At 71.3% G+C, this 19,303-nt stretch carries 17 protein-coding genes; 11 read left to right on the top strand and 6 right to left on the bottom strand.

Features of this window, described 5'->3' with window-relative positions; genetic code table 11:
• The first annotated feature begins 72 nt into the window (after positions 1-72).
• On the top strand, positions 73-1,071 hold the full coding sequence (locus tag AB0B72_RS24180) for a hypothetical protein (protein WP_367741190.1): 999 nt from the start codon (positions 73-75) through the stop codon (positions 1,069-1,071).
• Between the two features lie 33 nt (positions 1,072-1,104).
• Here AB0B72_RS24180 and AB0B72_RS24175 read toward each other — a convergent pair whose 3' ends face one another.
• Entirely contained in the window at positions 1,105-2,511 is a 1,407-nt protein-coding gene (locus tag AB0B72_RS24175) for an LCP family protein (RefSeq protein ID WP_367741189.1), read from the bottom strand.
• A gap of 189 nt (positions 2,512-2,700) precedes the next feature.
• Here AB0B72_RS24175 and AB0B72_RS24170 point away from each other — a divergent pair, with 189 nt between their 5' ends.
• Positions 2,701-3,198, top strand: a complete 498-nt coding sequence (locus AB0B72_RS24170; RefSeq protein WP_367741188.1) for a hypothetical protein — start codon at positions 2,701-2,703, stop codon at positions 3,196-3,198.
• Between the two features lie 17 nt (positions 3,199-3,215).
• Here the strand turns inward: AB0B72_RS24170 and AB0B72_RS24165 are convergent, their stop codons facing one another.
• Positions 3,216-4,232, bottom strand: a complete 1,017-nt coding sequence (locus AB0B72_RS24165; RefSeq protein WP_367741187.1) for a LacI family DNA-binding transcriptional regulator — start codon at positions 4,230-4,232, stop codon at positions 3,216-3,218.
• Between the two features lie 278 nt (positions 4,233-4,510).
• On the opposite strand from AB0B72_RS24165, the gene AB0B72_RS24160 reads away from it, so the two are divergent.
• Positions 4,511-6,268 (top strand): ABC transporter substrate-binding protein, encoded by a 1,758-nt coding sequence (locus AB0B72_RS24160; RefSeq protein ID WP_367741186.1) that lies wholly within the window; start codon positions 4,511-4,513, stop codon positions 6,266-6,268.
• Positions 6,269-6,291: 23 nt separating this feature from the next.
• The gene (locus tag AB0B72_RS24155; protein ID WP_367741185.1) at positions 6,292-8,691 is read left to right on the top strand and encodes a glycoside hydrolase family 2 protein; all 2,400 of its coding nucleotides are present in this window, start codon (positions 6,292-6,294) and stop codon (positions 8,689-8,691) included.
• 39 nt (positions 8,692-8,730) lie between these two features.
• On the opposite strand, the gene AB0B72_RS24150 is transcribed toward AB0B72_RS24155, so the two are convergent.
• Complete coding sequence (locus AB0B72_RS24150; RefSeq protein WP_367741184.1) at positions 8,731-9,174, bottom strand: MarR family winged helix-turn-helix transcriptional regulator; 444 nt, start codon at positions 9,172-9,174, stop codon at positions 8,731-8,733.
• A gap of 130 nt (positions 9,175-9,304) precedes the next feature.
• On the opposite strand from AB0B72_RS24150, the gene AB0B72_RS24145 reads away from it, so the two are divergent.
• The 4 genes from AB0B72_RS24145 to AB0B72_RS24130 all read left to right on the top strand — a co-directional run bounded on the left by AB0B72_RS24145 (position 9,305) and on the right by AB0B72_RS24130 (position 12,971).
• Positions 9,305-9,763: a MarR family winged helix-turn-helix transcriptional regulator gene (locus AB0B72_RS24145; protein WP_367741183.1), complete on the top strand. Its 459-nt coding sequence runs from the start codon at positions 9,305-9,307 to the stop codon at positions 9,761-9,763.
• A 37-nt stretch (positions 9,764-9,800) separates the two neighbouring features.
• Positions 9,801-10,781: a hypothetical protein gene (locus AB0B72_RS24140; protein ID WP_367741182.1), complete on the top strand. Its 981-nt coding sequence runs from the start codon at positions 9,801-9,803 to the stop codon at positions 10,779-10,781.
• Between the two features lie 199 nt (positions 10,782-10,980).
• Positions 10,981-12,090, top strand: coding sequence for a mannose-6-phosphate isomerase, class I (gene manA / locus AB0B72_RS24135; protein WP_367741181.1), 1,110 nt, complete (start codon positions 10,981-10,983; stop codon positions 12,088-12,090).
• Positions 12,091-12,233: 143 nt separating this feature from the next.
• Positions 12,234-12,971, top strand: coding sequence for a MerR family transcriptional regulator (locus tag AB0B72_RS24130; RefSeq protein WP_367741180.1), 738 nt, complete (start codon positions 12,234-12,236; stop codon positions 12,969-12,971).
• A gap of 60 nt (positions 12,972-13,031) precedes the next feature.
• On the opposite strand, the gene crcB is transcribed toward AB0B72_RS24130, so the two are convergent.
• The 3 genes from crcB to AB0B72_RS24115 are packed head-to-tail and all read right to left on the bottom strand — an operon-like array spanning position 13,032 to position 14,211.
• A complete protein-coding gene (gene crcB / locus AB0B72_RS24125; protein WP_367741179.1) occupies positions 13,032-13,403 on the bottom strand; it encodes a fluoride efflux transporter CrcB in 372 nt (123 codons plus the stop codon).
• Positions 13,400-13,750 carry a DUF190 domain-containing protein gene (locus AB0B72_RS24120; protein ID WP_367741178.1) on the bottom strand — a complete coding sequence of 117 codons (351 nt, stop codon included), beginning with the start codon at positions 13,748-13,750 and terminating at the stop codon, positions 13,400-13,402. The genes crcB and AB0B72_RS24120 overlap by 4 nt, the downstream gene beginning before the upstream one ends.
• Positions 13,747-14,211 carry a CrcB family protein gene (locus AB0B72_RS24115; RefSeq protein WP_367741177.1) on the bottom strand — a complete coding sequence of 155 codons (465 nt, stop codon included), beginning with the start codon at positions 14,209-14,211 and terminating at the stop codon, positions 13,747-13,749. The genes AB0B72_RS24120 and AB0B72_RS24115 overlap by 4 nt, the downstream gene beginning before the upstream one ends.
• A gap of 174 nt (positions 14,212-14,385) precedes the next feature.
• Between AB0B72_RS24115 and AB0B72_RS24110 the strand changes: the two genes are divergently transcribed.
• The 3 genes from AB0B72_RS24110 (at position 14,386) to AB0B72_RS24100 (ending at position 18,949) form a co-directional block, all read left to right on the top strand.
• Positions 14,386-15,441, top strand: coding sequence for a polysaccharide deacetylase family protein (locus AB0B72_RS24110; RefSeq protein WP_367741176.1), 1,056 nt, complete (start codon positions 14,386-14,388; stop codon positions 15,439-15,441).
• Between the two features lie 38 nt (positions 15,442-15,479).
• Positions 15,480-16,262 carry a CPBP family intramembrane glutamic endopeptidase gene (locus AB0B72_RS24105; protein ID WP_367741175.1) on the top strand — a complete coding sequence of 261 codons (783 nt, stop codon included), beginning with the start codon at positions 15,480-15,482 and terminating at the stop codon, positions 16,260-16,262.
• Positions 16,263-16,354: 92 nt separating this feature from the next.
• Positions 16,355-18,949 (top strand): DUF4118 domain-containing protein, encoded by a 2,595-nt coding sequence (locus AB0B72_RS24100; RefSeq protein WP_367741174.1) that lies wholly within the window; start codon positions 16,355-16,357, stop codon positions 18,947-18,949.
• Positions 18,950-19,303: the final 354 nt, after the last annotated feature.

The following is a 19,303-nucleotide window of genomic DNA, read 5'->3' as shown; positions in this document are numbered from 1 at the left end:
GAAATTTCCGGACAGAGGGTGTCGGACGTGCTAAGAACGTTCGCTAGCGATCCCCCGCGAGGAAGGACCTTCATGCACGACCCGGCTCCCGAGGACGCCTACGAGCAGACCGGTCCGCTTGTCCGGCCCTACATCACGACGGGCGCCCGCTTCGGCTCCGAGGAGGACCGGTTCTGGTCCGAGGAGAGGGACGTCGCGCCACGGAACGCCGCCCCCGCGAACGGCGCGCCACGGGACGCGAGGGCTGGGGAGGCGGCCGTCCCGCGCGTGCCCGACGGCGACCTGCTGTCGGACGGGTGGCGAGACCGCGTCGACGAGCCGGAGGCGTACGACCAGCGGGAGGCGTACGGCGACCCGGAGGAGCGCGACGTGCACGGCCGGGACGGAGGAGCGGCCCTCGACGACCCCGATGACGAGCGGGAGCCGTACGGCGAAGAGCGGGGCGGGTGGGACGACCGCGGCCCGGACGAGCCCGCGACAGACCCGGGCGGGTTCCCCGGCGCGGCCCGGTGGGCCGAGCTGTACCAGGAGGACGACGGGGACCGGACCGGCCGGTCCCGCCGCAACGGGATCCTGCTGCGGACCGGAGCGGCGGCGGTGGCGGTGGCCGGGGTGATCTGGGCCCTCACGGCCTGGGTCGGCCAGCCGTCCGGCTCGTCCTGCCCGTCAGGCGCGGAATGCGCGGCGGGGGCGGCCGTGACGTCCCCCGCGGCCCCGTCCGGCGGCCCGGAGGGGACGGATCCCGGCCCCAGCCTGCCGGCCACCACCGAGCCGGCCGATCCGGAGCCGGACGAGGGGCCCACCTCGGAACCGACCGCCACCTCGGGGGCGAGCCGGCATCGGAACGCCGCGCCCTCCCCGCGGGCGACGGCCCGTCACTCGGCCACCGCGCCGAGGCCGCCGGCGACGTCGGCGCCGCCGCTGCCGGCCACCGAGCCCACCGACCCCACCCAGCCCACCGAGGCGCCGTCGCAGCCGCCGACCTCCGCGCCCGCGCAGCCGACGTCCGCCCCGGCTCCGACCCAGGAGTCCCCGCGGCACGGCGGCGGCCTGTTCGGCTGGCTCTTCTGAGCCGTCCCCGGGTCGGGGACGGCTCGGGACGGCTCAGGACGCGGTGCAGCTGTCCTGGGTGGCGTCGAAGCCCTCCACGTCCTCAAGGCTCTTGGGGGGCTTCATGCCCTGCCAGTCGGCGCCCAGGATGAGCACGAGCGTCTGGGTCTGGGCCTTCTGGACGACGAAGGTCTTCGTCTTCACGAGCTCACGGAACAGGCGCGGCGCCCGGCTCTCGCCGTTGGGTGAGTACTTGATCACCGTGTTCGCGTACGGCTTGGGCGCCACCTCGACCTTGGCGATGTGGTAGCCCCGCTGCTCCAGGTCGGCGGCGACCTGGCCGCCCAGGCCCTGCCTGCCCGAGCCGTTCTGCACGACGACGTGGATCTGCGACTTGGGGATCTTCTGCTCGCCGCTGTTGACGTTCTTGCTGATCTCGTCGGCGGCGATCATCTTGAACAGCCGGTTCGCCTGCGGCTGTACCCACTCCACCCGGCCGGGGCTGGTCACGGAGTAGCGCCAGGGCGTCGTGACGAACCGGATCTGCCCGGCCGTGAGGCCCTTCGCGCTCATCGCGAGGTCCTTCATGACCCCGAGGGTGAGGTCCGGGTCGGTGGTGATCGACTTGGTGACCGCGTCGAGGAAGCCGAACAGCGCCGAGGGGTTGGTCAGCGTCTCGCCGCTCATGGCCTTCTTGGCCATCGAGGCGAGGAACATCTGCTGCCGCTGGATGCGGCCGATGTCGGAGCCGTCACCCAGGCTGTACCGCGCCCGGACGTAGCCGAGGGCCTGCTCGCCCTGGAGGGTCTGCCGTCCGGCGGGCAGGCGAAGCAGGGCCTTCTTGTCGTCGATCGCCTCGGGCAGGCAGACCTGCACGCCGTGCAGGGCGTTCACCATGGACTTGAACCCGGTGAAGTCGACCTTCACGAAATGGTCGATGTGGATGCCGGTGAGGCCCTCGATCGTCCGCCAGGTGCAGACGATGCCACCCGAGTTGAACGACTCGTTGATCATCCCGATGTGTGCCCGCTGTCCCGGCACGGTCTTCTTGGCCGGGCAGTTCGGGAGCTGGACCAGCGAGTCGCGCGGGAAGCTGATCAGGACCGCGCCGTCCCGCTTGGGGGAGATGTGCGCGAGGATGATCGTGTCGGTCCGCTCCCCGGGGAACTTGCCGTATTTCGCGTTGGCGCCGTCACGCTGGTCGGACCCGACGATCAGCACGTTGAGCGCCTTGCTGATCTTCGCGGGGCGGGCGCCGAGCTCCTGCTTGGTCACCTGCTCGTGCCGGACGTTCCCGCTCAGCTTCACATAGCCGCCGACCGCGAAGGTCGCGCCGCCCGTCATGACGCCCAAAGCGGCCGACACGGCCACCCAGAGCCATGCCCGCCACTTGCGCAGTATCCGGGGGGGTGCGGGGGTGTCCTCCGCGGGCGGCACGGGACGGACGTCGACCAGACCCAAGTGTCTTGCTCCTGAGGGTCGGACCTGGGCTTTCACACCAGGTCAAGAGCCAGTAGCGGCAAACCGGGCCAAGTGTAGCCATCCCTCCTGAACATCTGCTTTCAAACGCCCGTAAGCAGGCTGCAAGGCCGAGTCAAGCCCGCCCGCCTAAACCTTTGGACGTACGAAGAATCCGAAAGGTTGTGAAGAATGCCGCGCAACGCGTTGGCCGTCGGCGCCAGTGCCGGGCTGGTCCTGCTGGTGGCCGGGATCTACGGGATGAGCTCCTTCGTGACGATGTCCTGGGGTGTGCCCCTGTTCGTCACCGGGATGATCACGGTGGTCTCCTGCTCGATCGTGCTCACGACGAGACTCGTGAACGGCCGGGGCCCCTCGACGGGCGTCCTGGGCCAGATGAAGAGCTTCCTGGGGACGGGCAACCAGGACCTCGTCGGCGCCGGCGTCCCCGCCCAGGCCGTGATCACCGGGATGCGGGACACGGGAACCTCGGTGAACGACCAGGTGGTCGTCGCCTTCGACCTCCAGGTCCAGCCCCGGGACGGGCAGCCGTACCCGGTGAGTCACCGGCAGATCCTGCCCCGGCTCCTGATGGGCGGCGTGCTCCCCGGCCGGACGGTCCAGGTCTGGGCCGACCCCGCCGACCCCGCGCGGGTGGCCATCGACTGGTCGGTCCTCCCCGCCGTGTGATCCGGGCGCGCGGGCGTTCAGGCGTCCGGGGGCGCGGTGCTGCCCCGGGCGGTGAGCCGGGGCGCCTCGTCCTCGAGCGGGCCGGTGTCCCCGCCGTCGATCAGCGCGAGCAGCCGCTGCGCCGCGTGCGCGCCGTACGCCGGTATGTCCCGGGTGAGCCCGGTCAGCGGCGGCCGCACGACCTGGCAGAGCGGGGAGTCGTCCCAGGCGACGATGGACAGGTCGGCCGGCACCCGGACCCGCAGCTCCTGGGCCACCGACAGCCCGGCGACGGCCATGATGTCGTTGTCGTACACGATGGCGGTGGGCCGCTCCGGCGAGCTGAGCAGCCTGCGGGTGGCCCGCGCGCCCTCCTCGCCGGTGTAGTCGGTGTGGATGATCTGGTGGCCGGTCACCCCCATCTGGGTGCAGGCGTCGCTGAACGCGCGGTCGCGGATGGCGGTGTGGACGAGCCTCGGCATCCCCGCGACCCGGCAGACGCGCCGGTGGCCGAGAGCGACGAGATACTCCACGGTCTCCCGCACGGCGGCTCCGTCGTCGGACCACACCGGCACGAGCGAGCCGGCGGCCGAGGGATGCCCCATCACGACGACGGGCATCCCCATCGCCTCGACCTGGGGCACCCGGGGGTCGTCGAGGTGGAGGTCGACGAGGATCGCGCCGTCCACCCGGTGCTCTCCCCACCAGCGCCGGTAGATGCTCATCTCGGCTTCGTGGTCGGCGACCACCTGCAGCAGCAGCGCGTACGACCGGGCGGCGAGCTCCGCCTCGATGCCGCTGATGACCTCCATGAAGAAGGGCTCGACGCCGAGGAACCGGGCGGGCCGGCACAGGGCGAGACCCACGGCGTGCGCACGCGCCCCGTTGAGCGCGCGCGCGGCGAAGTTGGGACGCCATCCGATCTCGTCCGCGATCGCGAGGATGCGGGCCCTGGTGGCCTCCGACACTCCTCGCTGGCCGTTCAGGGCGTACGAGACAGCACCCTTGGACACGCCTGCCTGGCGGGCGATGTCCGCTATGGTCGGTCTTCTCACGGGTCCCCTTACTGAACCGGTCCAGTACTGGCCACTTTACTACCGAACCGCCCCCATCCATCTCACCTATTGACACCGTGGACACCTGGAATTTACGGTCTCGGTACTTATCCGGTTCAGCGCTGGTTGTGCGGTGAAGACGGGATGTCCGGCGCCCGTGCGGAAGCGCGAAGCCCGATCCTGCCGGCACGGCGCGGCGGCGCACCCGGCTGTTCGATCATCGGGGCCCCGGCAATAGCACGACCCCGCGCGTTCCACGCGTGGGAAGGAGAGTCACGATGCGGAACCGACCACGGTTTCTGATCCCATTGCTGGCCGCCGGCCTCGCGGCGGCCTGTTCGAGCGGCGGGGCGGCGCCGTCCCAGGCCCCCGCCACGGAGGCCGGGGACGCGGCCCCGGGCGGATCGGCGGGCGGGGCCCTCCCCCGCGCCGAGACCCTCTACACCAGCGGCACCCAGTGGGGCCCGCCCGCGAACTGGAACCCGCTCCGTGAGTGGGACTTCGCCACCGGGACCAAGGGCCTGGTCTACGAGAGCCTGTTCATCTACGACCCCAACGCCGACAAGTTCACCCCCTGGCTGGCGGAGGGCGGCAGCTGGACGGGCGACAAGGAGTACACCCTCAAGCTGCGGCGGGGAATCACCTGGTCGGACGGCGAGCCCCTGACGGCGCGGGACGTCGTCTTCACGTTCGAGCTCGGCAAGATGGAGACCGTGCCGTACCACAACGTGTGGGAGTGGCTGCGCAGCGCCGAGGCGGTCGACGACCTCACCGTACGGTTCACCTTCTCCAAGGCCAACTACCAGGAGTGGGCCAACACCCTCTACACCCGGGCCATCCTGCCCGAGCACGTGTGGGCCGACCGGTCCGAGGACGAGGTCGTGAACGGCGTCAACGAAAAGCCGGTCGGCACCGGTCCGTACGTCTACAAGTCCCACGACCAGGGCCGCATGGTCTGGGTCAAGCGTGACGACTGGTGGGCGACGAAGGCGCTGAAGAAGGACGTCAAGCCCAAGTACATCGTCGACATCGTCAACTCCAGCAACGAGGTCGCGATGGGCCTGCTGCTGCAGAAGGGCCTCGACCTCAGCAACAACTTCCTCCCCGGCGTCGCCAACCTGGTCAAGGGCGACTTCGGCATCCGGACCTACTACGACGAGCCGCCGTACATGCTGTCGGCCACCACGACGTGGCTCGTGCTCAACACGAAGAAGAAGCCGATGGACGACCCGGCGTTCCGCAAGGCCGTGGCGTTCTCGGTGGACACGAAGAAGATCGTCGAGGGCGTTTACGGCAACCTGGTCAAGGCGTCCAGCCCGACCGGGCTGCTGCCGCAGTGGGGCAAGTACGACGACCAGGCCGTCATCGACCAGATGGGCTTCTCCCACAACGTCGGCAAGGCCAAGCAGCTGCTCGCCGACGCCGGCTACAAGGACCGGGACGGCGACGGGATGGTCGAGTCGCCGAGCGGGTCCAAGATCTCCTTGAAGCTGATGGTCCCCGCAGGGTGGACCGACTGGATGGAGGCGGCCCGGGTCATCGGCGCGAGCGCCAAGGCGGCCGGGATCTCCGTCGAGCCCGACTTCCCCGACTACAACGCGCTGGTCGACACCCGCAACGCCGGCAAGTTCGACATGGTGCTCAACAACGACCGTCCTCTGTCGAACACGCCGTGGATGTACTACGACTACCTCTTCGGGCTGCCGGTGCGGAAGCTCCAGACCGTGACCAACTTCGGCCGGTACGAGAACAAGCAGGCCTGGAGTCTCACCCAGCAGCTCGACCGGGTCAGGCCCGAGGACGTCGAGGGCATGAAGAGGATCACCTCCGAGCTGCAGAAGATCCAGCTGGAGGACATGCCCGTCATCCCGCTCTGGTACAACGGCCTGTGGTCGCAGACCACTGACGGGGCGTGGAAGAACTGGCCGTCGAGCAGCGCGGGTGCCCCCAAGTATCCGCCGACGATGTGGCGCACGTGGCTGGAGATGGGCGGCGTCCTCACGCTGACCGAGATCCAGCCCGTTTCCGGAGGCTGATCTTCTCGGGATAAGGAGAAAGCGTGACCTCGTACCGTCCTCTGCACGACGGGTGGACCGTCACCGCCGTGTCGTCGACAGGGCAGTTGCGGCCGGTCGTGGCCGGGCTCCCGGCACAGGTGCCCGGCTGCGTCCACACCGACCTCCTCGCCGGAGGGCTCATCGAGGATCCCTATCTCGACGACAACGAGGAGCGGCTGACCTGGGTCGGCCGTACGGCGTGGGCTTACGAGACCACCTTCACCTGGGAGGGCACCGAGGACGAGCGGGCCGACCTGGTGTGCGAGGGGCTGGACACGGTCGCGTCCGTGCTGTTCAACGGAGTGGAGCTGGGCGGCACCGCCAACATGCACCGGTCGTACCGCTTCCCGGTGCGGCACCTGCTCCGTGAGGGCGCGAACACCCTGCGGGTGCTCTTCGACCCGCCGTACGGCTACGCCGAGGAGCAGCGGGTCGCGCTCGGCGGCCGCCCGGGGGCGTACGCCGAGCCGTACCAGTTCATCAGGAAGATGGCGTGCAACTTCGGCTGGGACTGGGGGCCGACCCTGGTCACCTCCGGCATCTGGCGGCCCATCGGCATCCAGACCTGGAGCGGCGCCCGCCTGGCTGAAGTGCGGCCGCTGGTCACCCTCGACGGCACGGACGGCCGGGTCGAGGTGCACGTGGCGGTCGAACGCGCCGCCGAGGAGCCGCTCGACCTGACGGTCGCCGTGGCCGGGGTCACCGTGACGGAACGCGTTCCGCCGGGTGAGCGCAGGGCCGTGGTGAGCCTCACCGTGCCGGACGCCGAGCCCTGGTGGCCGCGCGGCCACGGCGGGCAGGCCCTCCACGAGCTGACGGTCCGGCTGGGCGACGTGGACTCCTGGACCGGGCGGATCGGGTTCCGGTCCGTCCGGCTCGACCAGACCGGCGGCGCGTTCACGCTGGTGGTCAATGAGCGGCCGGTGTTCGTGAAGGGCTTCAACTGGATCCCCGAGGACACCTTCCCCTCTCGCCTGACGAGGGAGCGCCTGGCCGAGCGGTTGACCCAGGCCGCCGACGCCGGGGCCAACTGCCTGCGCGTATGGGGTGGCGGGCTCTACGAGAGCGACGACTTCTACGACCTGGCCGACGAGCTGGGCCTGCTGGTCTGGCAGGATTTCCCGTTCGCCTGCGCCGCCTACCCCGAGGAGGGCCCCTTCCGCCGGGAGGTGGAGGCCGAGGCCCGCGAGCACGTGACGCGGCTGGCCCGCCACGCCGGCCTCGCCCTGTGGTGCGGCAACAACGAGAACATCGAGGGCCACGCCGAGTGGGGCTGGCAGGACAAGCTCGGGGACCGCAGCTGGGGCGGCGGCTTCTACTACGACCTGCTGCCCCGGGTCGTCGCCGAGCTCGACCCGACCCGTCCCTACTGGCCGGGCACCCCTTACTCCGGCGCCCCCGACCTGCCGCCCAACGACCCGTCCAAGGGCACGACCCACATCTGGACGGTGTGGAACACCCACGACTACACGCACTACGCGACCTACGAGCCGCGCTTCGTCGCGGAGTTCGGCTTCCAGGGCCCGCCGACGTACGCGACGCTGCGGACGTCGGTGAGCGACGAGCCGCTCACCCCGGACTCGCCCGGCGTGATGCACCACCAGAAGGCGATCGACGGCCACCTGAAGCTGCTGCGCGGCCTCGGCGACCACCTGCCCGAGCCACGCGACTTCGACGACTGGCATTACTACACGCAGCTCAACCAGGCCAGGGCGATGACGTTCGGGGTCGAGCGGTTCCGGGCGCAGGCGCCCCACTGCATGGGCACGATCATCTGGCAGCTCAACGACTGCTGGCCGGTCACGTCCTGGGCGGCGGTCGACGGCGGCGGCCGGCGCAAGCCCCTGTGGTACGCCGTGCGCCGGGCCTTCGCCGACCGGATGCTGGCGTTCGTCGGCGACACCGTCGCGGTGGTCAACGACACCGGGGAGCGCTGGACCGGCGAGCTGGCCGTCGTGCGGTCCTCCCTGTCGGGAAAGCCCCTGGCGGAGCAGTCGTTCCCGGTCGACGTCGCCCCGCGCGCGACGGCGGCGGTCACGCTGCCCGTGGCGCTGCTGCGGCCCGACGACCCCACGGGCGAGGTGCTGGTGGCCACCCTCGACGGGGCACGGACGCTGCGGATGTCCGCCGAGGACCCGGCCATGGCCTATCCGGAGGCGGAGATGGACACGGCCGTGGAGGAGATCGACGGCGGTCTGCGGGTGAGCGTGACGGCCCGCACGATCGTGCGGGAGCTGGCGCTCTTCCCCGACCGGCTCGACCCGCGGGCGACCGTCGACGACCAGCTCGTCACGTTGCTGCCGGGGGAGACGGCCGTCTTCCACGTCACCGGCGGGCGGCCGGATCCGCGGGCGCTCGTGCGGCACCCCGTGCTGCGCTGCCTCAACGAGCCCCGCCGATGACTCCGTGCGGGGCGTGGCGGACCTGCTCCTGGCGGATGGTCAGCGGCTGTCGAGGACTCGCGTGAGCAGTTCGACGATCGTTCTCGATTCCACAGGGGAAAGGGCGCGCAGGAGTTCGTTCTGAGCGTCGTCGAGGAGGGCGCTGAGGCTCTCCAGGTGGTCCTTCCCCGCGGGGGTGAGCGTGACGATGTTGCGCCGGCCGTCGGCCGGGTCGGGGCTCCGCTGGAGGAAGCCTCGCTCGACCATCGCGTTGACCGCCGCCACGACGTCACTGCGATCGATTCCGGTGCATCTGCCCAGATCGGCCTGGCTGGACGGGCCGAACTCGTCGAGGGCCGACAACATCGCGAAGTGATACCGGCGGGTGCCTGTGCCGGCCAGCGCCCCGTCGGTCAGCCGGTTGGCCGCGATCGCCGCCTGATTGATCACCCAGCTCGGAAGGGCGCGCAGCCGGGCGGGAGTCGGGTTCGCAGTGTTGCCCACCCCGCCAGAGTAACCGTTTGTTGGCGTGGCCATCAATTCTGTGTATCGTTGGTTACACCAACAATCTGGTGGGCGGGCGCGCTGCCGTCCAGCCCCTCCCGCCCGCCCGACAGTCACAAGAAGGACTCAGATGACCGTGAACCCAGCGAACCCCGCGTCTCGCCCCAGCCTCGGCCGCGCGCTCGGCGAGATGTCGCGCCTGGTCGGCAAGCTGCATCGTCGCGCCCTCGCCGACTTCGACTCGGATTTCCCGACCTGGATGCTCCTGACCCTGCTGACGGAGAAGGGCGTTCCCCTGCCCGTGGACGAGGTGGCGAAGGAACTCGGCCGGCGCCTGGACCTGGCCGAGCCGGACACCCTCCGGGTGCTCGAGCGCGCCGCGGCGGCCGGGCATGTCACGTACCGACCCGGAAACACCCCCGCCACAGCGGAGCTGACAGAAGAGGGCGCGGACCACTTCGGGGCCCTGTACGCGCATGCGCGCGAGGCCACCGACGCCGCCTTCGAGGGCATCGGCCCCGCCGACCTGGACACCGCTCTCACAGTGATGCTGGCGGCCAAAGAACGCGCCGCCATCCTGCTCGGCTGACCAGCGGACCATCCAAACGCAAGGAGGGAACGCTCTCATGTCTGCTTTTTCTCGGTTCGCACGAGCATGCGCGATCGCTGCGCGAACCCTCCTCGCCCTGTCGGCGGCCGCCATCGCGTTCCTCGCCGTCGCGACGGCGCCGTCCGGGGCGACCGCGGCATCGGCCGACACTGGCACGAACGCGGCGAAGTACTACGGCACATGGAATTACGACCAGCCCGACAGCGCGACGCTGAACAACGTCACTGTGCTGGCCTGTCCCGACGGCGGCGGCCGATGCGACCCGCAACTGCCGCTGCCGCTGAAAATACCCCAGGTCGGCTGGGTGGTGTTCTCTCCCGGCCCCCACGGGACGGTCAACGGGCTCACCGATGGAGGCTGCACCTGGAACTTCAGGGTTGAGCCCGCCAGCCTGGAGCTGTCGTCCACCACCCAGCAGTGCGTCAACAAGGCGGTCGGTCACCTCAGCAACATCACGAAATGGTCCGTCCAGGTGAAGGGCGGCCGTGAGACGGAATCGATCACCGCCGTCAGCCATCAGCCCAACGGGGTGGACCTCATCGCCACCATGAATTCCGGCTCCCGCACCAAGGTGGTCGGCGGTCAGAACACCGCCAAGTTCGTCCGGCCGTTCCTCGGCGACTACCGCTACGACCCGGCCGACTTCCACACCCTCACCAACATCGTCTCCACCGACCAGGGCACGATCTACCCGGAACAGGGCACGGTCCGCATCAGCGCCGAAGACAAGCATGGCAAGATCAACGCGCATACGCCGGACGGCTGTGACTGGACGCTCGCCGTACGTGGCAACACCGCCGAACTCGATCCCGCCACGCAAACCTGCCACACCGCCCATGGCGACAGCTCACTGCACTACTGGGCACTGGTCACCGACGACGGACAGCACATGAACGGCTTCCTCGCCGGATCCACCACCGCACCGGGCCAACCGCCGGCCAGCACCTTCCTGTACGTCGGCGCGCTCACCAGATCCGCCGCCGTTCCGCACAAATAGCCACGCTCGCGGTGATGGTTCACCACTGCCGTGCGTGAACCATCAGCGAGCTTTGCGCCCGTCAGCCGCAGTCCCATGGCTGGTGTCGAACCACCGCCCGCCGCCACGGCCTCTGCGCCGTCCAGCGTCGCTTGTTACGCTCGGACACCGGCGCGCTGTCTCCTCGGCGCCCGCCGGTCGCCTACCCGCGAGGACACACGTGGATCTGCTCACCAACCCGATCAAGGATTACGCCTGGGGCTCACGCACGGCGATCGCCGCGCTGACCGGCCGGCCCGCCTCGGGACCGCAGGCCGAGATGTGGCTGGGGGCTCACCCGTCGGGACCGTCGAGGCTGGCCAGGAACGGGACGGAGCTGACGCTCGCCGAGGCCATCGAGGCCGACCCGCGCGGCGCCCTCGGCGACTCCGTGATCGAGCGGTTCGGCGAGCGCCTGCCGTACCTGATGAAGCTGATCGCGGTGGACCGCCCGCTGTCGCTCCAGGTCCACCCCGACGCCGCGCAGGCGGCGGACGGCCACGCCCGGGGAGACGCCAACTACGCCGACGACCGGCACAAGCCCGAGTTGATCTGCGCGCTCACGCCGTTCACCGGTCTGGCCGGGTTCCGCCCCACCGACCAGGCGGCGATGCTGGTCGAGCGTCTCGGGATCGACGCGCTCCGGCCGGTGGTCTCCACGCTGCGGCGGGGCGACGTGCTCGGCGCGCTGCGCCTGCTGCTCGAATGGCCGGGGTCACGACGTGAGCTCGTCGAGTCGGTGGTGTGGGCGGCGTCGGCCGTCCACCAGCCCGACTACGCGCTGATCGGGCGGCTGGCCCGCCGCTATCCCGAGGACCCGGCCGTGCTGGCGCCGCTGTTGATGCGCCGCCACCAGCTCGCCCCCGGCGAGGCGCTCTTCCTGGGGGCCGGGGTGCTGCACTGCTACCTCGACGGCTTCGGGGTGGAGATCATGGCCGCCTCGGACAACGTCCTGCGGGCCGGCCTCACCACCAAGCCGATCGACGTGGAGGAGCTGCTGCGGATCACGGCGGCGGACGCCCAGCCGGTGGCCGTCGAGCCGGTGGACGGCGCGTACGTCCCGCCGGTCCCGGAGTTCACACTCCGCCGGGTGACGCCACAGGGCGGGAGGGTGCTGGAGGGGGCGCTGCCGAGGATCGTGGTCTGCGTCGAGGGCACGGTCGGGGTCAGGGGCGAGGCCGGTTCCGACGTGACCCTGCGGCCCGGCGACTCCGTGTTCGTCCCCGCGTCGGAGGGATCGGTGGAGCTGACCGGCGAGGGCGTCGCCTTCAGCGCCGAGCCCCAGGTCTGAGAGCCGGGTCCGCCGGCCCGCGCAGCGGACCCGCGAGGGATGGTGCCGCCTGACGTCGCGTCAGGTGCAAGCAGGAGAAACGGCCGATGCCGGGCCTTGTGCCTGACGTCGCGTCAGGCAATAGCGTCCATCCGGGTGATTACATGGACGAGCGATCTTGGAAGATCGGTGACCTGGCCGCGGCGACGGGCCTCACCGTCCGCGCTCTGCATCATTTCGATCGGATCGGGCTGCTGGTGCCCGTGCTGCGCACGTCCGCCGGGCACCGGCTGTACACGGACGGCGACGTCCGCCGGTTGTACCGGATCCTCGCGTTACGCCAGCTGGGGATGCCGCTGGCCCATATCGCCGATTCGCTCGACGGCGACCTTCAGGACTTCGGCTCGGCCGTACGCGCCCAGCTCGCCCACGTCGAGCGAACCATCGAGACGCACCGGCACCTGCGTACCCGGCTCACGGCCTTGCTCCAAGCCACCCTGCGGGCCGCCGAGCCTTCCATCGACCAACTCATCCAAGCCATGGAGGCACTGGTGCAGGCGAACGACTTCACGCCCGAGCAATTGGCGCAGGCGAAACGGCGACACCTTGAGCCCGGATTCCCCGACAGGTTCGCCGGATGGCAGCGGCAGGGAACGGAGATCGTCGCCGAGCTCCAGGCCCACATCGACGGCGGAACGGACCCGGCCGATCCCGCCGTACAGGAGCTGGCACGGCGATGGACCGCGGTGATCCGGGACATGGCGGCCGGGGAACCGGCCATGATGTCGTCGATCTATGCCCGCATCGAGCGTAAAGGGCCCGAGGTCGCCACCCGCGGCGTACTGACCGCGCAGGTCTGGGACTACCTCCAGCGGGCGTTCGCGGTCGGCTTCGGCACCTGACCCGCTCCGGCGAGTGACGCACCTGCCAGGGCGGGAATTACCGCAGCTCAAGCCCAGGGGTCAGCTCAGACCGGCGACGAGCGCGTGCCCGGCCAGGGCCATGATCACTCCGAGCGCCAGGCCGCCGAGGGCGTTGACCGCCGCCGCCCGCGCCGAGCCCTCCTCCAGCAGCCGCACGGTCTCGTACCCGAACGTGCTGAACGTCGTCAGGGCGCCGCAGAAGCCGGTGCCCAGCAGGGCGCGGGCCACCCCGGCGGGGTCGGTGGCCGACAGCAGGCCCAGCACGAACGAGCCAAGCAGGTTCACCGTGAGCGTCCCCCAGGGGAAGGCGCCGTCGTGCCACCGCTGCACGAGCCGGTCGAGCAGGTAGCGGACGGGCGCGCCGACGGCCCCTCCCACGAAGACGAGCACAGGGACGAGAGGCGCCGTCATGACGCCTCGGCGGGGGGCCGGCCCACGTAGCGGTACACCTCGACCGGCTCCACCATCACCAGGCCCTCACCGACCAGCTCGTCGAGCTCCGCCAGGAAAGCGGTGATCCGCTCCTCGGCGTCCACGATGACGATCGACACCGGCAGGTCCTCGCTCAGCGACAGCAGCCGGGTGGTGTGGATCAGCGAGGACGCCCCGAAGCCCTCGATGCCCCGGAACACGCTCGCCCCGGCGAGGCCGCCGGCCCGCGCCCGGTGCACGATCTCGGAGTAGAGCGGCCGGTGCCGGTACTGGTCGGTCTCCCCGACCAGGATCGTCAGCCGGACCGCCGCGCCGTGCAGCCTCATCCCGCCTCCTCCGTCCGGCGCCGCCGCGCGGCGGAGGCCGCCAGCCGCGCGAGGGTCATCCCCGCCCACACCGCCGCGAGCCCCGCCGCCAGGCTGCCCAGCGCGTACGCGACCGCCCCGGCGGGCGGCAGCCCGAGGAGCTCGGCCGTGACGGTGGAGAACGTCGTGTACCCGCCGAGGAAGCCGACCCCCAGGAACGGCCGGACGTACCGGCGCGGCGGCCACACCTCCAGGACGAGCACCATCAGCAGGCCCAGCGCGAGAGACCCGGACACGTTGATCACGAACGTGCCCCAGGGAAGGCGCCCGGGGGAGGAGGGGATCGCGACGCCGACCAGGTAGCGGGCCACGCTGCCCAGCCCGCCGCCGAGCGCGACGGCGCACAGCACGCCGTACCGGCGGGCCGGCCGGGCCGCCGCCCGGCCGCGGAAGACGTCCCGCCCGGTCTCGGTGCATCCCATGCCCTCCATCCTCCCGCACCGCCCGGGCACCCCGCCGTACGGCCGGGGACACGAGGAACAGTAAGGGCGAAGGAGATTCACAGAGCGTGGTGTTTGTCCTACTCTCCGTGAAAGGCGGGAGGTTGCCGGGTAGGAGTCGCCTATCGGTCGACCGCGGCCCGCCGAGGGGGATCCATGGGACGCTTCAAGGTTGCCGGCATCGCAGTCGCGTCGTTGAGCGTGGTCACGCTCTCCGCGTGCGGGTCGGGGCACAGCACACAAGCGGCGAAGCCGGGACATCCGGGGGCCACGCCGAGCAAGGCCGCGGCCGAGGCCACGATGCGCAAGGCCGCGGTGGAGGCGGCGGCCCGGGTGAAGGCCAACGAGCTCGGCCAGGTCCCCGTGCTCATGTACCACCGGGTCGTCAAGAACCCGCCGCCCGGCGACGACCGCAGCCCCGCGCAGTTCCGCGCCGAGCTGGAACGGCTGGCCGCGGAGAAGTACGTCCCCGTCACCGCGGCCGAGTACGTCACCGGGAAGATCGACATCCCGGCCGGGACCCACCCGGTGGTGCTGACCTTCGACGACTCCTCGCCCTCGCAGCTCACGCTCGACGGCACGGGCGTGCCCCTGCCCGACACCGCGGTGGGCATCCTGATGGACGTCGCGCGCAAGCACCCCGGGTTCCGCCCGGTCGCGACGTTCTACGTGATCAAGGATCTGTTCGGCAAGTCGAAGACCGAGGAGCAGGTGCAGGTCCTGGAGTGGCTGAAGGACCACGGGTTCGACATCGGCAACCACACCCGCGACCACCTCAACCTCATGGGCAAGTCGCAGGAGCAGGTCGCCGGCCAGATCGCCGCCGGGCAGACCCTGATCACCAAGCTGATCAAGACCCCGCCCGTCACCTTGGCCCTGCCGTACGGCAACCAGCCGCACAAGAAGGACTGGGCGTTGCGGGGCTCGGCCTCCGGGGTGCGCTACGACTACCGGGGAGTGTTCCTGGCCGGGTACACGCCCGCGCCCTCGCCGTACACCAAGGACTTCGACCCCGTCGGCATCCCGCGGATCCGGTCGAAGGAGAAGGTCGGCGACTGCGTGAAGTTCTGCTCCGCGGCGTGGCTGGACTGGCTGGGCACCAACCCCAACGACCGCTACACCTCGGACGGCAACGCGAAAACCGTGGCGTTCCCGAAGTTCAAGGCGCCCTTCGTGGCCGCGTCGTACAAGTCGCGCGTGCTGCCGTACTGACGGCGGAGGCGTGGCGGGGGGCCGCTACCCTGCGGGGCATGGACGACGACGCCGCACTCCGTGACCTCAGGGGCCTGACCCCCCGGCTCATCGGGCCCGAGCTGGTCGCGGTGTTCGCGGTCTCCCTGGGCGCCAGCGCGCTGATGTCGCTCATCCAGCTGATCGGCGCGCTGACCGCCCCCAAGGCGCTCAGCGGGCAGCATGCCGTGCTCGTCGGCTCGATGGCTCCCGGCCGTCCCTGGCTGGACCTGTCGCTCCACCTGGCCGGGATCGCCGTGAACGTCGCCCCGGTCGGGCTGGTCGCGTACCTGCTCGCCCGGTCCGGGGAGTCGACGCGCACGATCGGCGTGGATCTGCGCGAGCCCGGCCGGGACCTGGGGCGGGGCGTGGCGCTCGCCGCGCTGATCGGCGGCACCGGCCTGGCGTTCTACCTCGTGGCCTACCAGTCGGGGATCAACCTCAACGTCGTCCCCGACGACCTGCCCGCCGTGTGGTGGCGGGTGCCCGTCCTGGTGGTGGAGGCCGCCCAGAACGGCGTGCTGGAGGAGGTGCTGGTCGCCGGCTACCTGCTGCACCGGCTGGGGCAGCTCGGGTGGTCGCCCTGGCGGTCGGTGGCCGTGTCGGCCCTGCTGCGCGGCTCCTACCACCTCTACCAGGGCTTCGGCGGCTTCGTCGGCAACGTGGCGATGGGTGTGGTCTTCGGGCGCCTCTACCAGCGCTGGGGCCGGGCGATGCCGCTGGTCGTCGCCCACACGATCATCGACGTGGTGGCATTCGTGGGTTACGGCCTGCTGCGCGGCCGCGTCAGCTGGCTCCCCTGACCCGTGCCGGGTGGTCACGCGCCGCCCGCCGTACGGTGGAGTACATGGCGACGTGCTGGATCCCGGCACGGTCCTCGGCCGGGAGCGGGTAGATGACACACGGGCGGCTGCGGATCTACCTGGGGGCCGCGCCGGGCGTCGGCAAGACGTTCGCGATGCTCTGCGAGGGCCGCCGGGCGGTGCGGCGCGGGCGCGACGTGGTCGTGGGCTTCGTCGAGACGCACGGCCGCCCTCTGACGGAGGAGCTGCTCGCCGGCCTGGAGACGGTTCCGCGCCGCATGATCCACTACCGGGGCTCGGCGTTCGGCGAGCTCGACGTCGCGGCCGTGCTCGCCCGGCGGCCGAAGACCGTGCTCGTGGACGAGATGGCGCACACCAACGCGCCGGGCTCGCGCCACGCCAAGCGCTGGGAGGACATCGAGGAGCTGCTGGACGCCGGGATCGATGTGATCTCCACGGTGAACGTCCAGCACCTGGAGTCGGTCAACGACGTGGTGCGGGAGATCACCGGCGTGCCGCAGAGGGAGACCGTGCCCGACGAGGTCGTACGGCGGGCCGACCAGATCGAGCTGGTCGACATGTCGCCGGAGGCGCTGCGGCGCCGGATGGCGCACGGCAACGTCTACCCGCCGGAGAAGGTGGACGCGGCGCTGTCGAACTACTTCCGCGTCGGCAATCTCACCGCGCTGCGGGAGCTGGCGCTGCTGTGGGTGGCCGACAAGGTGGACGAGCAGCTCGACCGCTATCGGGCCGAGCACGGCATCGCCGGGACCTGGGAGACCCGCGAGCGGGTCGTGGTCGCCCTGTCCGGCGGCCCGGAGGGCGACACGCTGATCCGCCGGGCCGTACGCATCGCGGCCAGGACCAAGGGCGCCGACCTGCTCGCCGTCCACGTCACCCGGGCGGACGGGCTCGCCGGCGCCGACCCGGTGACCCTCACCGGCCAGCGGGCGCTGGTGGAGAGCATGGGCGGCACCTACCATCAGGTCGTCGGCGACGACGTTTCCCAGGCGCTGCTCGACTTCGCCCGCGGCGTCAACGCCACCCAGCTCGTGCTGGGGGCCTCCCGCCGTGGCCGCCTGGCACAGCTGCTCACCCGGGGAGTGGGTGTGACGGCGACGGCGCTGTCGGGGCCCATCGACGTCCATCTCGTCACCCACGAGCGCGTCACCAAGGGCCGTGGATCCCCGCCGTCGCGTGCAGCGCTGACGCGGGGGCGGCGGATCGCCGGATGGGTCATGGCCGTTCTGGGAGTTCCCGCGCTGGCGGCTGCCCTGGTCCCCCTGCGGGGGACGCTCGCGCTGACGAGCCCGATCCTGCTGTTCCTCGCGGCCGTCGTCGGGGTGGCGCTCGTGGGCGGCATGTGGCCGGCGCTGACGGCCGCCGTCGGCGGGTTCCTGCTGCTCACCTGGTTCTTCACCCCGCCCGTGCACGCCTGGGCGGTCGACAGGCCGGAGAACGTGCTGGCCCTGCTGGTCTTCGTACTCGTCGCGGGGGCGGTGAGCGCGATCGTCGACCGCGCGGCCCGGCGCGCCAGGGAGGCGGCGCGGGCGAGCGCCGACGCCGAGATCATGTCCATGCTCGCGGGGCACGTGCTGCGGGGCGGGGCCGCCGTGCCCTCGCTGCTGTCGCGGCTGCGCGAGATCTTCTCCCTGACCTCGGTGACCCTGCTCGAACGGCGGCCGGACACCGGGCCGGTCCCCCGCGACGCCTCCGATCCGGGGGCGTGGCGGATCGTCGCGACGAGCGGAGGGCCGCCCTGCACGTGCCCGGGGACGGCCGACACGGAGCTGCCGGTCGCGGAGGGGCGGGTGCTCGCCCTGCGAGGCAGGTTGCTGGACGCCTCCGACCGCCGGGTGCTGGAGGCGTTCGCCGCCGAGGTCGCCGTCGCCCTGAGGCAGCGGCGGCTGGAGGAGCGGGCCGAGCAGGTGCGGCCGCTGGAGGAGGCGGACAAGATGCGTACGGCCCTGCTGGCGGCGGTCAGCCATGACCTCCGCAACCCGCTGGCCTCGGCGAGGGCCGCCGTGGAGAGCCTGCGGAGCGGCGACGTCGCCTGGTCGCGGGAGGAGCGGGCCGAGCTGCTCGCCACGGCCGAGGAGTCGCTGGCCAGGCTGGGCAGGCTCGTCGCGAACCTGCTCGACATGAGCAGGCTCCAGGCCGGAGTGCTCGGGCTCTCGCTCCAGCCGGTCGCGATCGAGGAGATCGTTCCCCGGGCGCTGGACGATCTCGACGTCCTCGCGGACGCCGGCGGCGCCGTCACCGTGGACATCCCGGCCGGTCTCCCCGACGTGGAGGCCGACCCCGCCCTGCTTGAGCGGATCCTGGTGAACGTCGTCTCCAACGCCGTGCGGTACAGCCCTCCCGGCGTGCCCGCTCTGGTCACCGCCGGCCGCCTCGGCGACCGCGCCGAGATCCGCGTCGTCGACCGGGGCCCCGGCATCCCGGCCGATGCGCACGAGCAGGTGTTCCTGCCGTTCCGGCGCCTCGGCGACTCCGGCGACCACACCGGCGTCGGTCTCGGGCTCGCGCTGTCGCGGGGGCTCGCGGAGGCGATGGGGGGCTCGCTGGCGCCCGAGGAGACGCCGGGCGGCGGGCTCACAATGATCATCACGCTGCCCGTACGGCCGTTCGAGGGAGCCGTGCCGGCGGGACAGGCCGCGGACGGGCGCGAGCCGCCGGCAGGGTAGCCGCCATTCCGGCGAAACCGCTTGTCAGGGGTGGAACGGCGCCTGCTGGCGCGCCTGATTGCGATTGGGGCGGATCCCGGTGCATGGTTGACGTGCCGCCGCCAATCGCCTGCACGATTGGATGAGCGACACGTCTGGATTCCCCCCGGCAAATCGGCCTTTGAGGGCCGTATCGATACGGGGATTGCGAATGAGGCGTTTATCAGCGCGGGTTTCACCGCGTGGTGCATACACGAGTACGCCCGCCACGGCGCGTGCCGGCACGCGTCCGCCCGGCGTCCGTCCGGTCTCGGGAGGGGCCGGACGGATCGGGCGGGCCGCCGGGCAGCCGGGACAGGCCGGCGGCCGCCCGGC

It is taken from the genome of Microbispora sp. NPDC049125 (assembly GCF_040802045.1).
In the GTDB taxonomy this organism is placed as follows: domain Bacteria; phylum Actinomycetota; class Actinomycetes; order Streptosporangiales; family Streptosporangiaceae; genus Microbispora.
This window is presented reverse-complemented; position numbering and strand designations above follow the sequence as displayed.

Excerpts from the sequence above, each read along its gene's own strand:
- AB0B72_RS24180 (WP_367741190.1), top strand. The coding sequence starts at position 73 with ATGCACGACCCGGCTCCCGAGGACGCCTACGAGCAGACCGGTCCGCTT.
- AB0B72_RS24170 (WP_367741188.1), top strand. The coding sequence starts at position 2,701 with ATGCCGCGCAACGCGTTGGCCGTCGGCGCCAGTGCCGGGCTGGTCCTG.
- AB0B72_RS24160 (WP_367741186.1), top strand. The coding sequence starts at position 4,511 with ATGCGGAACCGACCACGGTTTCTGATCCCATTGCTGGCCGCCGGCCTC.
- AB0B72_RS24145 (WP_367741183.1), top strand. The coding sequence starts at position 9,305 with ATGACCGTGAACCCAGCGAACCCCGCGTCTCGCCCCAGCCTCGGCCGC.
- AB0B72_RS24140 (WP_367741182.1), top strand. The coding sequence starts at position 9,801 with ATGTCTGCTTTTTCTCGGTTCGCACGAGCATGCGCGATCGCTGCGCGA.
- AB0B72_RS24130 (WP_367741180.1), top strand. The coding sequence starts at position 12,234 with ATGGACGAGCGATCTTGGAAGATCGGTGACCTGGCCGCGGCGACGGGC.
- crcB (WP_367741179.1), bottom strand. The coding sequence starts at position 13,403 with ATGACGGCGCCTCTCGTCCCTGTGCTCGTCTTCGTGGGAGGGGCCGTC.
- AB0B72_RS24120 (WP_367741178.1), bottom strand. The coding sequence starts at position 13,750 with ATGAGGCTGCACGGCGCGGCGGTCCGGCTGACGATCCTGGTCGGGGAG.
- AB0B72_RS24115 (WP_367741177.1), bottom strand. The coding sequence starts at position 14,211 with ATGGGATGCACCGAGACCGGGCGGGACGTCTTCCGCGGCCGGGCGGCG.
- AB0B72_RS24110 (WP_367741176.1), top strand. The coding sequence starts at position 14,386 with ATGGGACGCTTCAAGGTTGCCGGCATCGCAGTCGCGTCGTTGAGCGTG.
- AB0B72_RS24105 (WP_367741175.1), top strand. The coding sequence starts at position 15,480 with ATGGACGACGACGCCGCACTCCGTGACCTCAGGGGCCTGACCCCCCGG.
- AB0B72_RS24100 (WP_367741174.1), top strand. The coding sequence starts at position 16,355 with ATGACACACGGGCGGCTGCGGATCTACCTGGGGGCCGCGCCGGGCGTC.